This is a genomic window from Luteimonas sp. A277 (genome assembly GCF_054052045.1).
This window is the reverse complement of record NZ_JBSVRG010000005.1, coordinates 202,293-217,346: the sequence shown is the minus strand read 5'-3', so window position 1 is coordinate 217,346 and position 15,054 is coordinate 202,293. Positions and strand designations below refer to the sequence as shown.

At 63.3% G+C, this 15,054-nt stretch carries 14 protein-coding genes; 7 read left to right on the top strand and 7 right to left on the bottom strand.

Features of this window, described 5'->3' with window-relative positions:
* The 3 genes from ACW7G2_RS07070 to ACW7G2_RS07060 all read right to left on the bottom strand — a co-directional run.
* On the bottom strand, positions 1-396 hold a 396-nt coding region (locus ACW7G2_RS07070), incomplete at its 3' end, for a catalase (protein ID WP_456974133.1).
* 105 nt (positions 397-501) lie between these two features.
* The gene (locus tag ACW7G2_RS07065) at positions 502-1,206 is read right to left on the bottom strand and encodes a pirin family protein (RefSeq protein WP_456974131.1); all 705 of its coding nucleotides are present in this window, start codon (positions 1,204-1,206) and stop codon (positions 502-504) included.
* Positions 1,207-1,362: 156 nt separating this feature from the next.
* Positions 1,363-1,980 carry a TetR/AcrR family transcriptional regulator gene (locus ACW7G2_RS07060; protein ID WP_456974129.1) on the bottom strand — a complete coding sequence of 206 codons (618 nt, stop codon included), beginning with the start codon at positions 1,978-1,980 and terminating at the stop codon, positions 1,363-1,365.
* 119 nt (positions 1,981-2,099) lie between these two features.
* Here ACW7G2_RS07060 and ACW7G2_RS07055 point away from each other — a divergent pair, with 119 nt between their 5' ends.
* From ACW7G2_RS07055 to purF, 5 genes are all read left to right on the top strand, one after another.
* Entirely contained in the window at positions 2,100-3,218 is a 1,119-nt protein-coding gene (locus ACW7G2_RS07055) for an alkene reductase (RefSeq protein ID WP_456974127.1), read from the top strand.
* Between the two features lie 309 nt (positions 3,219-3,527).
* The gene (locus tag ACW7G2_RS07050) at positions 3,528-4,718 is read left to right on the top strand and encodes an MFS transporter (protein ID WP_456974125.1); all 1,191 of its coding nucleotides are present in this window, start codon (positions 3,528-3,530) and stop codon (positions 4,716-4,718) included.
* Between the two features lie 13 nt (positions 4,719-4,731).
* The gene (locus tag ACW7G2_RS07045; protein WP_456974123.1) at positions 4,732-5,403 is read left to right on the top strand and encodes a DsbA family oxidoreductase; all 672 of its coding nucleotides are present in this window, start codon (positions 4,732-4,734) and stop codon (positions 5,401-5,403) included.
* Between the two features lie 16 nt (positions 5,404-5,419).
* Positions 5,420-6,544, top strand: coding sequence for an oxidoreductase (locus ACW7G2_RS07040; RefSeq protein ID WP_456974121.1), 1,125 nt, complete (start codon positions 5,420-5,422; stop codon positions 6,542-6,544).
* Positions 6,501-7,985 (top strand): amidophosphoribosyltransferase, encoded by a 1,485-nt coding sequence (purF, locus tag ACW7G2_RS07035; protein WP_456974119.1) that lies wholly within the window; start codon positions 6,501-6,503, stop codon positions 7,983-7,985. The genes ACW7G2_RS07040 and purF overlap by 44 nt, the downstream gene beginning before the upstream one ends.
* Before the next feature lie 71 nt (positions 7,986-8,056).
* On the opposite strand, the gene ACW7G2_RS07030 is transcribed toward purF, so the two are convergent.
* The 4 genes from ACW7G2_RS07030 to ACW7G2_RS07015 all read right to left on the bottom strand — a co-directional run bounded on the left by ACW7G2_RS07030 (position 8,057) and on the right by ACW7G2_RS07015 (position 12,418).
* Positions 8,057-9,892 carry an amidohydrolase gene (locus ACW7G2_RS07030; protein WP_456974117.1) on the bottom strand — a complete coding sequence of 612 codons (1,836 nt, stop codon included), beginning with the start codon at positions 9,890-9,892 and terminating at the stop codon, positions 8,057-8,059.
* A gap of 171 nt (positions 9,893-10,063) precedes the next feature.
* Positions 10,064-10,840 (bottom strand): isochorismatase family protein, encoded by a 777-nt coding sequence (locus ACW7G2_RS07025; protein ID WP_456974115.1) that lies wholly within the window; start codon positions 10,838-10,840, stop codon positions 10,064-10,066.
* A gap of 208 nt (positions 10,841-11,048) precedes the next feature.
* The gene (locus ACW7G2_RS07020) at positions 11,049-11,390 is read right to left on the bottom strand and encodes a carboxymuconolactone decarboxylase family protein (RefSeq protein ID WP_456974113.1); all 342 of its coding nucleotides are present in this window, start codon (positions 11,388-11,390) and stop codon (positions 11,049-11,051) included.
* A 128-nt stretch (positions 11,391-11,518) separates the two neighbouring features.
* Positions 11,519-12,418 (bottom strand): LysR family transcriptional regulator, encoded by a 900-nt coding sequence (locus ACW7G2_RS07015; protein ID WP_456974111.1) that lies wholly within the window; start codon positions 12,416-12,418, stop codon positions 11,519-11,521.
* A gap of 171 nt (positions 12,419-12,589) precedes the next feature.
* Here ACW7G2_RS07015 and wrbA point away from each other — a divergent pair, with 171 nt between their 5' ends.
* Together wrbA and ACW7G2_RS07005 are read left to right on the top strand one after the other, a co-directional pair.
* On the top strand, positions 12,590-13,192 hold the full coding sequence (wrbA, locus tag ACW7G2_RS07010; RefSeq protein WP_456974109.1) for an NAD(P)H:quinone oxidoreductase: 603 nt from the start codon (positions 12,590-12,592) through the stop codon (positions 13,190-13,192).
* 59 nt (positions 13,193-13,251) lie between these two features.
* A complete protein-coding gene (locus ACW7G2_RS07005) occupies positions 13,252-15,054 on the top strand; it encodes an esterase/lipase family protein (protein WP_456974107.1) in 1,803 nt (600 codons plus the stop codon).

The following is a 15,054-nucleotide window of genomic DNA, read 5'->3' as shown; positions in this document are numbered from 1 at the left end:
GTTGCCAACCAGGTCGTAGTTGCCTTCTTCGGTATAGAACTTGAGCGAGAACCCGCGCACGTCCCGCCAGGTGTCGGGGCTGCCCATCTCGCCGGCGACGGTGGAGAAGCGGGCGAGCATCTCGGTCTTTGCGCCCGGCTGGAACAGTGCCGCCTTGGTGTACCTCGAGACGTCTTCCGTGGTCTCGAAGACGCCGAAAGCCCCGCCGCCCTTGGCGTGCGGCTGGCGCTCGGGCACCTTCTCGCGGTTGAAGTGCGCCATCTGCTCGAGGAAGTGCACGTCGTGCAGCACGACCGGGCCGTCGGGCCCGATGGTGAGCGAATTGCGGTCGCTGGGCGCGGGCGCGCCGGTGCTCATGGTCGAACCGGTCACGTGCTTGTCGTCTTGTTTTGCCATGGGAAGCCTCCTTCTCGGCAGTAGCCAGGGAGATGATGCTCCCCGGCACGTTGCAGGGACGTTATAAACAAAAAGGCCCGGGATGCCCGGGCCTTGGTGGATGGATCAACCAGCGGTGTCGACGAGTACGATTTCGGCGTCCTCGACCGCGGTCACGCGGATCGTTTCCTGCCCGCTGATGGCTGCGCCGTCGCGGGCGTTGAGCGCGACGCCGTCGACCTCGACCTTGCCCTTCGCCGGGACCAGGTAGCCGAACCGGCCGGGTCCTGCGAACCGGTACTCGGTGCTCTCGCCCGCCTTCAGCGTGGCGCCAAGCACCCGTGCGTCGGTGCGGATCGGCAGTGCGTCGTCGTCGCCTTCGATGCCGCTGGCCAGGGTGATGAAGCGTCCCGAGCGCGCGCCCTTGGGAAAGGGCTTTGCGCCCCAGGAGGGAGGGCGCCCCTGCTGGTTCGGGATGATCCAGATCTGGAAGATCCGTGTGGTACCCGGTTCGTGGTTGTACTCGGAGTGGCGGACACCGCTGCCCGCGCTCATGACCTGGACGTCACCGGCTTCGGTGCGTCCCTTGTTGCCCAGGTTGTCCTCGTGGGTGATGGCGCCTTCGCGGACGTAGGTGATGATTTCCATGTCGGCGTGTGCGTGCGGCGGGAAGCCGGTTCCCGCCTGGATGGTGTCGTCGTTCCAGACCCGCAGGGCACCCCAGTGGACGCGAGCGGGGTCGTGGTATCCGGCGAAAGAGAAGTGGTGCTTGGCATCGAGCCAGCCATGGTTGGCTCCGCCGAGGCTTTCAAAAGGGCGACGTTCGATCATGTTGTTTCTCCTGGGAGTGAATTCGTTGAACCCAGTCTAGGGGCAGGGAAACGGGACAAATACGGGGTAATCGTCACTTCATTGTTTCCAAATACAGGTCAATTGCTTTGGGATCCGTAGCAGCACCTGTCACCCGCGCCGGATCTCCCGGCTTATCTACAAGTCCCCCGCGGCAGCGGCATCCCACGTTTTCATGGCGAGGCCGATCATGTTGTCGAGTTCGGGCAACGTAGCACCGTCACGGGCCTGGATCGAGATTCCATTGAGAATGGTGACGATGAACAGCGTTAGCGCTTCGGCGTCGATGTCACGTGACAACTCTCTAAGTTCGACCGCCCTGAGTACGCAGCTGCGGACCAACCTTTCTGTGTCCGCTCGCTCTTCCGCCAGGAGCTGACGAACGTGCGCATTGGCTGGTGAGCAGTTCAGTGCTGAAAGCACCACCATGCAACCCTGCGGATGCTCTTCGGTGCCCTGGATCCTGGCCGCACCGCGGAGCGAACGTGCAATAGCCTCGCGTGACGATATCGAAGCATCCGTCAGGTGGGTGCGAACAGCGCTGCCGTCGGTCAGCAGATACAGCTCGATCGCTTCCCGATAAAGGGCTTCCTTTGATCCGAATGCAGCATAGAAACTGGCTGCCGACAGACCGCCCATGGCTGAGCGCAGCTGCGCCAGCGAGGTTGACTCGTATCCATGGCGCCAGAACGCGTGCATGGCCTTCTCCAGCGCTTGCTGACGGTCAAAGGTGCGGGGTCGGCCGAGCGTGGCCATGTTGATTCTCCGTAGTGGAACGAATTCGGTACTGATCGTTCCATAATTCTACACCCGAGGTAACCCGGCACTCTGTACTGTTGTGGAACAGTCGATCCACAATTGCCGAGGCAGCATCCATGACCACTCTTTTTGACCCTTTCAACCTGTCGGGCCTTGAACTGCGCAATCGCGTCGTCATGGCGCCGATGACCCGCTCCCGCGCCGCCGACACCGTGCCCGACGCGGCGACGGCGACCTACTACCAACAACGCGCCACGGCCGGGCTGATCATCACCGAGGGCTCGCAAATCTCCGACGAAGGGCGCGGCTACCTGTTCACGCCCGGCATGCACACCCCGGCGCAGGGCGAGGGCTGGAAGGCCGTGACCGACGCGGTCCATGCCCGGGACGGCGTGATTTTCACCCAGATCTGGCACGTGGGGCGGGTTTCGCACGTGTCGGTGCAGACCGGAGGCCGCGCGCCGGTCAGTTCCGTTGCCAAGGTCGCAGAAGGCACCACGGCCTTTGCCTATGACGAGCAAGGCCAACCTGGACCGGTGCAGGCGAGCATGCCACGCGCGCTCGAGACCGCGGAGATCCCACGGATTACCCAGGACTTCGTTGCCGCCGCCCACAACGCCGTGGCGGCCGGCTTCGACGGCGTCGAAGTGCATGGCGCCAATGGCTACCTGTTGGAGCAGTTCATCAACGCAGGGCTTAACACGCGTGACGATCATTATGGCGGCGCGACCATCGAGGATCGCCTTCGCTTCACCCTGGAGACCGTGGACGCCGTCACGGCGGCGATCGGCCCGGGTCGCGTCGGCATCCGTCTGTCCCCGTTCAACCGCATCTTCGACATGCCCGCATTCGACGGCGAGGCCGATACGTGGCTGGAACTGGCGCGGCAGCTCGCATCGCGGAAGTTAGCTTACGTGCATGTCAGCAATCGCGATGTGCTGGTTGCGACCGATGAGGGGAGGCGTTTCCTGGAAGCGTTCCGCCAAGCCTATGACGGCACCCTGATTATTGCAGGCGGCTACACTCGTGAAACCGCCGAGGCCGATGTCTCAGCAGGGCTGACGGATCTGGCGGCCTTCGGACGACCGTTCATCTCCAATCCGGACCTGGTGGCACGCCTGCAGAACGGGTGGCGCCTGGCGGAGCCCGATCGCAACACCTTCTATGGCGGAACCACGGCTGGATACACGGACTACCCGGAGTTCGTTGGGGAAGAAGTGTTGCCGGCTTCCTGAGCAAGCCGCCGGACGTCGACTCCGTTTCCGGCATTTCCTGTGTCTGATGCGCCATTGCACTGCCGCCGTTTGAACACGCGGTGGGCAGTGTCCAGCGTTCGATGCGACGCCCTCTGGCGTCATTCCAAACCGCTAGCCCCTGATCCGAGGACGCTTTTCGCGACCTCTGGACGGTTGGGGGACGACTTCCTGTATCGAGGGACCATCACAATGCAGCGCAACCCGGACGGCGTGGCCGCAGCTACTGCGACTTCTCCGGACCTTGGTGGGGGAGGCTCCCCCATTGCCCGAACAGAAGAATGGCGTTTGGTGAAGCAGCCCACATGGGTGCTGATTCTGCTGTTCGCCATCACGTTCAACTTCATCACCGCAGAACTGCTGCCCATGGGCGTGCTCCAGGTGATGGCCAGTGATCTTGGGCAAACCGAAGCACGCATTGGCTTCCTGGTGTCGATCTTCGCGTTCGCAGTCGTTGTGACCTCTGCACCGCTGGCCGGCATCATGGCAAGACTGCCGCGGCGACCGCTGCTGGTTTCGATCCTGACGGTTCTGTCATTGGGCAACATCGCTGTTTCGCTCAGCGACAGCTACGCGCTGGATATTGTCATCCGCTTCGTCACGGGCATCATGCACGGCATTTTCTGGGGCATGATCGGCTCACTGGCCACCCGAATGGTTCCAGTGATGCAGCGCGGACGCGCGCTGTCGGCGATCTTCGCCGGAAACGTCGCTGCCATGAGCCTCGGTATCCCGTTGAGCGCAGCGGCTGGGCTGCTGATCGGCTGGCGACCGTCATTCGCCTTGGTCGGCGCGGTGGGCTTGATCCTGGCGCTGCTGGCCTGGAGGACTTTGCCGCCTTTGCCAGGTGCCGCCACATCGCCCCACCTGTCCTTGCGCAAGGTGCTTCGCACGCCTGGCGTCATCGCCATTTCCCTGGCGACACTGTTGATCTTCACTGCCCACTTCGCGTTGTACACCTACGTCACGTCTTCGTTACGCCAGGCTGGCGTCCCAGTCGGCGCCATTGCCCCCGTCCTGTTTTCCTTCGGAATCGTTGGGATTGCCGGCGTCTGGGTGATGAGCAGGCTTGTTGACAGTCGTCCTCGCCTGGCTGCCCTGATCACGCTCTGGTTGTTCTTGTCCACCATGGTCGTGCTGGTCTTCACAGCGCGCCATGAGATACCGCTGCTGGCTATCGCCGCCACGGTGCTGTGGGGGTTGGCATGGTCGGCAGTTCCGATGCTGTTCCAGGCCGCCATGCTGCGCGCCGCTCCCAACGCACCGGACATCGCTTCCACGGTCCTGTTCACTGCCGTCAACCTGGCGATCGCCTCCGGGTCTTTCATCGGCGGCAAGACGCTGGACTGGCTGGACGTGAGTTGGCTTCCGGCGCTGGCTTTGCTGCTGGTGACGGGTGCGCTGCTGGTCGTACTTGCTTCACGCAGCGGCTTCCCTTCGACATCGCAGGCGCCGCAAGCGGCAACCTCCGCTTCCCATTGAATAGGAAATCATCATGTCCAAGCCGTTGAGAATAGATTTCGTTTCCGACATTTCCTGCACCTGGTGCGCCATTGCACTGCCGACGCTTGAACGTGCAGTCGAGAATGTCGTGATTGATGCCGCAGCCGACTTCAACTTCCAACCCTTCGAGTTGAACCCGCAGATGCCACAGGGCGGCCAGAACCTGATCGAGCATATGGAGCAGAAGTACGGCCTGGGCATCGGGCAAGTTCACCAGCACTTCGACATGACACGCCGACGTGGCGAAGAGGTCGGATTCGTCTTCGATCTCGATGATGACAGTCGCATCTACAACACCTTCGACGCCCATCGCCTGCTGCACTGGGCCAAGCTGCAAGGCCGCCAGCGCGAGCTCAAGCATGAGCTGTTCGACTCCCACTTCACCGATCGCCAGGCCCCAGATGACCGTGACGTACTGATACGACTGGCAGAATCCGCCGGGCTTGATCCCGCCGAAGCGCGGACGGTGCTGGGAAGCGACGCCTACTCGAGCGAAGTCCGCGATGCGGAGCGTGAATGGCTCAATCGAGGTGTCCAGGGTGTGCCGGCAGTGATTTTCAATGGGCGGGTCGCCGTTTCCGGGGCCCAGTCGCAGGACGTCTTCGAGAACGCCATCCGCAGTGCGCTGGCTGACGCGCCTGTCGATGGAGCCCCGACCATCTAATACGGCAGGGAAACACATGGAAACCACTGACAATTCCTTCGCCGGTTGGATCTCGATGGGCGACGATGCTGCAGGAAGCTGCGCCAATGGGGTTTGCACGCTACCGGACAACGCTCCAGAGCATCCGCTATTCCGGCCACTCGTGCTTGGTTCGCTGACTTTGGCCAACCGCTTCGTCATGGCGCCGATGGGGCAAGAGCGGTCGCCGGGTGGTGTTCCAGGTCATGAGATGACAGAGCACTACCGCCAGCGCGTGGCCAATGGCGGCGTCGCTCTGGTCATCACCGAAGCCACCTACATCGACCATCCTTCGGCAGGAGAGAAGCCAAGTCTTCCGCGCCTTGCGCCCGGTTCTGAGGCCGGGTTCACGGCCATGACCGAAGCGGTCCATGCCGCCGGAGGCAAGATCTTCGTGCAGCTGTTCCACCAGGGCGCGAACGACGAGGGGCGCGTCGATCCCGAGCTTGCTTACAGCCCTTCAGGGATAGCCGCGGTTCGCGGCAGCTACGGCAAGGCTATGACGCTGGACGACATCGACAACGTTGCCGCCTCTTATGCGCGGGCGGCGGTGTATGCGCAGTCGGTCGGCTTTGATGGTGTTGAAGTCCACGGCGCGCACGGCTATTTGATCGATCAGTTCCTGTGGGCACATACCAACCGGCGCAACGATGCCTATGGCGGCGGGGTGCGAAGCCGCGCACGCTTCGCGGCGAAGGTTGTCTCCGCGATACGCCGGGCGACCGGACCATCGTTCCCGATTTCGTTCCGGCTCTCGCAATGGAAGGTCGGCGTTCGCAATGCAGCCATCGTGACCAACCCCCACGACCTGGAAGCGTTGCTTGGCCCGATCGTTCAGGCGGGTGCCACCCTGCTGCACGCATCGGATGGACATTTCGATCGCCCGGCCTTTGCAGGATCGGATCGCAGCCTGGCCGTATGGGTCAAGGAGCTGACGGAGCTTCCGACCATCGCCGTTGGCTCGGTTGGGCTTGAGCCAACTGGACTGCCGAGCAGCGAGCCGGACTTGAGGCGCCTGAGCGAGCGGATCGAGCAAGAGGAATTCGACCTGATCGCGGTTGGCCGTCGGCTGTTGGCTGATGCTGGCTGGGTATCACGCCTGGTCCGGAATCCTGCTCGATGACATTGGCCAACGTGTAAGGATCATCGTGTCTGGAATCGTTGGTGTGGTTGGCCGTGGCCCGGTCAATCAAGTGATCTACGACAGCCTGATTTTGTTGCAGCATCGAGGGCAGGATGCTGCTGGAATCGTCACAACGCAGGAGGCCTGGCTCAACGTGCAGAAGGGCCGTGGCCTGGTGCGTGACGTATTTCAAACCCGGAACATGTGCTTGTTGCCCGGCAACGCGGGCATAGGCCACACGACCTATCAGACAGCAACGTCGGACACCCGCATCGAAGCGCTTCAGCCATCACGCGTTGATGCACCGTTCGTGATTGCTCTTGGTTATAACGGAAACGTGAACAACTGGAGAGAGCTGCGCCAGTCACTGTTCCGTGAGCCCGGTAGCTACAGCGAGAGCGACTCCGAATCCGGCATCTTGCTGGATGTGCTGGCAGACGAGCTTCAGACTGAAATTTCCGGAACCGCGATAAGCGAGAACTCCGTATTCTCGGCAGTGCATGCCTTGCACGCACGGACCACCGGCAGTTATGCCGCCGTGGCAATGATTGCCGGATACGGCTTGCTGGCCTTCCGGGATCCCCATGGCATACGTCCGCTTTGTCTGGGTCGTCGTGACGAGGGGTTTGGCGAAGAGTGGATGGTCGCCTCGGAGTCCGTGGCCTTGGCCAGCAACGGTTTCACGTTTGTGCGCGACCTGCTTCCGGGTGAGGCCGTGCTTGTCAATCTTGATGGGGGCATGAGCTCTTGTGCCTATGGAGGCACGAGAGCCCGTACGCCATGCGCGTTCGAGTATGTCTATTTGGCTCGACCGGATTCATTCATGGATGGAGTTTCCATCTACGGTGCCCGATTGCGTATGGGTGAGCACCTTGCCACCAAGGTGGCCAGGCAGTTGCACCCGGGTGACATCGACGTGGTCATGCCGGTTCCGGATTCCGCACGTCCTGCGGCCATGCAGTTGGCAAACCAGTTGAACCTTGACTACCGGGAAGGTCTGAACAAGAGCCAATACGTCGGGCGGACATTCATCATGCCGGACCAGGAAGCACGTCGGAGATCCGTGCGGCAAAAGCTCACGACCATCAATATGGAGTTCAAGGGGAAAAGCGTGCTGTTGGTGGACGATTCCATCGTGCGCGGCACGACCAGCCGCGAAATTGTTGCGATGGCTCGTGCCGCCGGTGCTCGCAGGATATACATGGCATCCGCAGCACCACCTGTGCGCTATCAGAATGTCTACGGCATCGACATGCCTGCGCAGGTCGAATTGATCGCATACGACAGAAGCGAAGACGAGGTTGCTCGATGCATTGGCGTGGACGCTTTGATCTATCAAGACCTCGAAGCATTACGTGCGTCGGTTGCTTCCATCAACCCGGCGATCACTGAGCTTGAGGACTCCTGCTTCAGTGGTCGTTACGTCACCGGTGATGGATGAAAGCCCGGCTGCCTGTGTATCCAGGCAGCCGGGCCCGTCGGACCCATCGTCAGCGGTATCCTAAGCGGACGTTACGGACTCTTGTTCTGGTATCCGCCGAAATGCGCCACGGGCGACCAGGCGGGGCTGACTGAAGGAAGTTCCGGCATCGCGAAGGCATCAAACGGCGCCGCCGCATAGACCACGTTTCCGCCCACCACGGTCAGCAGCGATTGCAGGTTCTTGATGCGCTCTTCGGGGACGGTCAGGTAGTCCTCGGTCAGGATGGCGAAGTCGGCGTACTGGCCGGGGGCGATCCGGCCTTTGACGTCCTCTTCCTGGCTGAACCACGCTGCGTTGGCGGTGAACAGCCGCAGGGCTTCTTCGCGCGACAGCCGGTTTTCGTCTGCGAACAGCTGCGTGCCGCCCATCGTCCTGCCGGTCACCAGCCAGTAGATGGCCGGCCACGGGTTGTAGCTGCTCACGCGTGTGCCGTCGGTTCCTCCGCCGACCGGAATTCCCAGTTCGAGCATCTTGCGGACCGGCGGGGCATTGGCTGCCACCTCCTCTCCATAGCGTTCGGCGAAGTATTCGCCCGCAAAGCCCATGCGGTTCTGAATGGCGATGCCGCCGCCCATGTCCTTGATCCTCTGCAGGTCCTCGTCGGTCACGGTTTCCGCGTGGTCGATCGCCCAGCGCGGCACGAAGCGGCCCTGTTCTTCGGCAACCCGCTCGAATACATCAAGGATCCGGGTCACGCTCTCACCGTAGGTGGCGTGCTGCCGCAGCGGCCACTGGTTTTCGACAAGGATGGAGGTGACCTCATGGAGATCCGCCTCCCAGTCGATGCCCCGCGCCTTCCGCTCGTCGAGGTCTGGCTGGGGCGCCAGGAAGTTTTCCCAGTCACCAACGCTGTGCGCCAGGAACTCGCCCGCGCCCTCAAGCTCGTAGCCATGTTCAAGATGCTGGTGCTGGTTGTTGTCGAGCTCGTATCCGCTGGCCCAGCGGCGGAAGTCGGCCGCCTCCTCGCCTGCGGTCTGCGCAAAGAGGTAGTAGCTGACGCGCAAGGGCATCTGGCCGTTGGTCGCAACCTCCAGGCTGGTGGCGTAATCGTCCGGGAACAGCTGGCCGCCCCCGCCTGCGTCAACGGCGCTGGTCATTCCCAGGCGGTTGAGCTCGCGATAGAAGTGCAGGGTGGAGTTCACCTGGTCGCTGGCCGAGAGTGGCGGCGGCTGGGCGATCATTGCATAGAGGATCGAGGGATCCGGCTCGGCGTGGAGGATGGCGCCGCCGTCGACGAATTCGTACCGTCCACCGTCCGGTGCTTCGGTCTCTTCCGTCAGGCCCAGGGCCTCCACGGCAGCACGATTGATCATGCCCTGGCTGTACAGGTAGATGACGACGGTTGGCGTGTCGGGCGCTGCTTGGTTGAGTTCGGCAACGGTCGGCATCCGGTTCTCCTGGAACTGGTACGGCGACCAGCCGCCGATGACCCGGACCCACTGTCCTTCAGGTGTCCGTCCGGCCTGCTCGCGAACCATCCCCAGGGCGCGATCCAGCGAGTCAACGCCGTCCCAGCGAAGCTCCAGGTTGTAGAAACGCCCGCCCCGGACCACGTGCGTGTGCGAGTCGTTCAGGCCGGGAATGACGGTCCGGCCGCCCGCGTCGATCACACGCGTGTTTTCGCCGCGTCGGACTGCGATATCCGCGTCATCGCCGACGGCCACGATCTGGCCGTCCACCACGGCAAACGCGCTGGCGCCGGGGCGTTGCGAATCCATGGTGATGACGTTTGCATTGGTCACGATAAGGTCGGCCGACTCCGGGTGTTGCCCGGTATCGGATCGCTGCTCTGCGTCGGGCTGCTGTGCCGGATTGCTGCACGCTGCCGCAATGAGCGCTGCGCCGGCCAAGGTCAAGTACCGCATTGGTTAGCTCCTTTTCGGCGCGAATGCCGCCGAACATCGGTGTCGATGGATGGAATCCGGAAACGCAGGGGGGGCCTGGATCAACCCGCAGGCCCCGCAACGACGGGGCCGGGCTGTTATTGCCCGGCCCCTGCTTGCGAACCTCCCGTTGGGAAGCCGGACTTCCGGTCGTTACTTCGCGGCCTCCTGGGCACGCTGGTAGCTCTCGGAAACCGCGCGGTAGTGCGGCACCAGTTCGGAGTACAGGGCGCCCCACGAAGCGGCGTCCTTGCGGTTCCAGGTCCGATGGGTTTCGCTGAGGATGGTGTTGGTCGTGACCGGAGCAATCCCTGCATTCGCCATGCGCAGCATGGCGGCGTCAGACGCCAGCTTGCTGACATCGCCCGAGGCGTCCATCACCGCGAGTACCTCGTAGCCATCGGCCTGCGACTGGAGCGCCGGGAAGGCGACGCAGACGCTGGTCCAGACGCCCGCCATGATGAGAGTCTTGCGACCGGTGGCCTCGACGGCCGCCACGAAGTCCGCGTTGTCCCAGGCGCTGACTTCGCCCTGGCGGGCGATGTAGATCGCGTTCGGCGCGGCTTCGAGAAGCTCTTCCATGATGGGACCGTTCGGACCGTCGGGTTCCGATGCGGTGTAGATGATCGGAATACCCGCCTGCACGGCGATCTTCGCCAGTGCCACCGTATTGGCGCGCAGCTCGGCGAGCGGAATATCCTTGACGGTCTGGAAAAGCCCTGTCTGGTGATCAAGCAGCAGCAGGACGGCGTCGTCGGGGTTATACAGCGCGGCGTGGGCTGCTGCGGTTGGCTGGCGTGAGAGCCCCTCGATCGGAGCCTGGGACCGGGCTTGAGCGTGCGCCACAGGCGTGGATACAAACTGGGCGGACACCAGCGCGATTGCCGCCACCGTGTGGAGGACAGCGCTGAAGAACTTTGACTGTTTCATGGAGTTTCCCTCTCGTGCGAAGTGAATGACGATGACCGAGGCAAGCTCATCGGCTGGTTGCCCGTGCATCTACGCCCGAGATTCGATTCGGGCGCTGCACGTGGTTCGACAGCTGCAGTCTATGTATCGGAAACAGAACCAGTAACCCGGAAAGAATCACTTCATTGTTTCCGGATTTGATACGACTCGACGCCCGTGAGCGGCGCGTTCATTGGTCCGGGTGCGCCGCTACCGCGTCCATCACCCGCGCCGAATACACCAGCGCCGCGCCGGCATTCAGCGCGACCGCGACCCCCAGTGCTTCAGCAATCTCTTCCCGGCTCGCGCCGTGTCTGAGGGCTGCATCGACGTGAACCGTGATGCAGCCATCACAGCGCGTGGTCACGGCCACCGCCAAGCTGATCAGTTCACGGGTCTTGGCATCCAGGTGCCCGGTCTTGGCGCCGGCGCCGCTCAGCGCCGCGTAACCGCGCACGGTATCGGGTGAAAGCTTTCCGATTTCACCGATCCGGCCCTTGAGTTCATTGCGATAGGCATTCCAGTCAAGCATGGTGGTTCCTCCGTAAGCGTCCTCTGACGCGGGTCTGGGACTGGTATTGGATGTGGTCACCTCGAGATCCCGCAGGGCTTCGCGCGGGCCGGTCCACCGGTTCGCCGGACTCCCCCGCAGGTGGTGGATTACTCGCGCGCTTCCCTTTCGTCGCCAAGTTCATCGACTAGAAAATCCAAGAAGCGCCGCAAGCGCAGTGGCATGTTGCGCGACTGCGGGAACAGGGCGTGGACCGCGATCGGGGGTGCCTTCCACTCTTCGAGCACGGGAACCAGCCGTCCCGCGGCGACTGCGTCCTGGCTGATGAAGTCCGGCACCAGGACGATGCCCTGGCCGGCCTCGGCCATGATCGCGAGGAAATCGCCGTTGTCGGCCATGACCGGGCCGCGGGTGCGGACGCGCTTTATTTCCTTGCCGCGCGTGAGCTGGATGGTGATGCCGCCCTGCAGGCAGCCGTAGTTGAGGAAGGAGCGGGTTGCCAGCTCATCCGGCGTCTCCGGTACGCCATGCCGGGCCAGATAGTCGGGCGAGGCAAGCAGGCTGCGTGCGGCCGGCATGATCCTGCGTGCGGCAAACGAGGAGTCGGGGAGATCCGCAATGCGGATGGTTACGTCGAAACCACCGCGGACGGGGTCAATCAGGTGATCGGTAAGTGATACCTGCAGTTCAACGTCCGGATATTGGGCAAGAAAGCGCGGGACGAGGTTCGCCAGCACGCGCATTCCGAACGATACAGGTACGTTGCACCTGACAATGCCACGGATGCCGGTGGTGCCGCGGGCCCGTTCGTCCGCCTCGTCCAGGGCGGCAAGCACTTCCTGTGCATCATCGTAATAGGTGGCGCCCGCTTCGGTCAGGTGCAGGCTGCGGGTTGTCCGCATCAGCAATTGCACGCCGAGCTTCGCTTCCAGCGCCTGGACCTGTTTGCTTACCTTCGAGCGCGGCACATCCAGCGTGCGGGCGGCGGCCGCGAACCCGTTGGCGCGCACGGCCTCCACGAATGCGCGCATGGACTCGATCTGATCCATTTTGACTCCTGAGTCGGACTGCCGACTTTCATTGTTCCCACAATCGGGACGATACGGCAAGGACGTAAATCATTGTCCCCATATTTGAATCAGTCAGATTCTAGAAGCGCTACTAGTGCGCTCGTTCCGACCGCGACTACGGTAGGAGCTGATCCCCTAGGAGGACAACTGATGAGCAAGGTGCTGGTTCTGTACTACTCGGCTTACGGACATATCGAACAAATGGCGGAAGCGGTCGCAGAAGGCGCACGCAGTGCCGGTGCGACTGTGGACATTCGGCGTGTTCCCGAGCTGGTTCCCGAGGATGTCGCGCGCGCATCGCATTACAAGCTCGACCAGCAGGCGCCGCTGGCCAAGGTCGAGGAGCTGCCCGATTACGACGCGATCATCATCGGCACCGGCACGCGCTATGGCCGCATGACCTCGCAGATGGCGAACTTCCTCGACCAGACCGGCGGTCTGTGGGCGCGCGGCGCGCTGCACGGAAAGGTCGGCTCGGCGTTCACCTCCACCGCCACCCAGCACGGCGGACAGGAGACCACGTTGATGGCCATCCACACCAACCTGATGCATTTCGGCATGGTGTGCGTCGGCCTTCCGTACAGCTTCCAGGGCCAGATGCGGCTCGACGAAGTCACCGGCGGTGCGCCCTATGGCGCGTCCACCATCGCTGGCGGTGACGGCTCCCGCCAGCCCAGCGAAAACGAACTCGAAGGCGCGCGCTTCCAGGGCCGACTGGTGGCTGAAGTGGCGACCAAGCTCGCCGCTGGCTGATCCGCCTGGCCCGCTGCACAATGCGGGATCCGACAAGGGTCCCGCAATTGGCCACGGGCATGACACGTTCAGGGTGCAGAAATAAGCCAGCTCTGGATGGCTGGCGGTGCACGATCATCATTGCCGCGTTGCTGCTGGCCAGCGCCTGTTCGACCCTCGGCGTGCGCGACAACGCCAGCCTGGGCTCCCGCATCAATCTGGACGGCCTGGAGCTGGCTGACCGCCTGGCCGACACCACGCTCGAAGTGGTGTCGATGCTTGATCTTCGCGAACAGTGCGCCCCCGCGAGCGAGGAGTGTGCCTCCAGGATCCTGGAAGTTCCGGGCACCGTGCGTGAAGCCACGCGGCTGATTGCCGCGTCCGACATCCTTTACCACGCGGCCAAGAGTGGCCCCGTAACGGGGAGGGGCGACCATTGGCGTGACTGTGCCAGACACACGCACCGGTACTTGCACGCGGCGGACCTGCCGGGCAGGCAGGGCCCGATCACCGCGCGCACCCAGCTCGCGATGAGGTTGCACAACGCATGTACGGCCGGATTGGTCATGGCAGCTGTCGAGACCGATGGGCCCGGTGCGCTGCACTGGGAAGTCGATGAGACACACTTCCCTCGGGTAGCCGTGTCCTCGATAGAACTGGCCAGACAGGTCAGCATGCGGGGCCTTCGCACCCGCCAGGTCCAGGACGGCATCGGCGTTGCGGCGATCGCCAGGGGCAGGACCAGGGAAACGATCGGCTCGTTCCCGCCGCAGCCGTTCGCGCTGGCGGTCAATATCCTCTATGAGCCGCAGGCGGACGACAGCGAGCTATTGGTTGTTCGTGACGCGTCGCGCCACGCATCGGTGGCAAGCGCGTTTGGCCCGGTCGCGCTTGCACGCGACACCAGCGCGGCCTACGCGACGGCGGCCGTCGAGTTCGAGCGCGAGATCGGCTTCATCCGCAGCCTGCTTGGCGCCAGACCGGGGCGGGAAGGCTCGCGGATCCGGCTCCTTGCGCCGGTAGACCCGGACAAGACGCCGGTGATCCTGGTCCACGGCTTCGCAAGCAGCCCCATGACGTGGGCGAACATGGTGAACGAGTTGCTTGGCGATCCCGATATTTCCGAACACTACCAATTCTGGATGGCGCGCTATCCGACCGGACTGCCGGTGCTGGTCAACCGCCAGCGGCTGGCGGCGACGCTGGAAGACTTCCGCAGCAGGGCGTCGGAGCTGGCAGGCCAGCGCAACCCCGCGGTGCTGGTCGGCCACTCGATGGGAGGGGTGATATCGCGCCTGCTGGTGACGCGCTCGGGTGACACGTTGTGGGATGCGGCATTTACGGTGGGCCCGGACGAGTTCGACCCGGGCCCGCCGGTGGAGCGCGCGCGCGGGTTGTTTGTTTTTGAGCCGATCCCGGCCGTGGACGAGTTGGTGATGATCGCCGCGCCCCACGGCGGCAGCGCGATGGCGCATGGCTTCATCGCGTGGATCGTGCAGCACCTGATCCGCCTTCCCGGCGAAACCATGGACTACCTGGTCGAGCTTGCGGTTGAGCAGCCGGACAAGGTACGGCCGGAAGTGCTGGCGAGTTACCGGCAAGGCGGCCCGACAAGCCTGGTCACCCTGTCGCCGGACCAGCCTGTGATCCGCGCGGCGCGCCGCCTGCCGATTGCAAGCGGCGTGACAATCCACTCCATCGTGGGCATACAGGATCCCGCCAAGCCCGAGACTGGCGACGGCGTGGTCTCGCTGGAAAGCGCAAGCTGGCCGACGGGAAGCGTGGACCAGGTAGCCGCCGGGCACGACCTGCAGACGGCGCCGGCGACGATTTCGATCCTCAAGCGGATCCTGCTGGAGCGGATCGGAAGGAGCGGGCAGTAA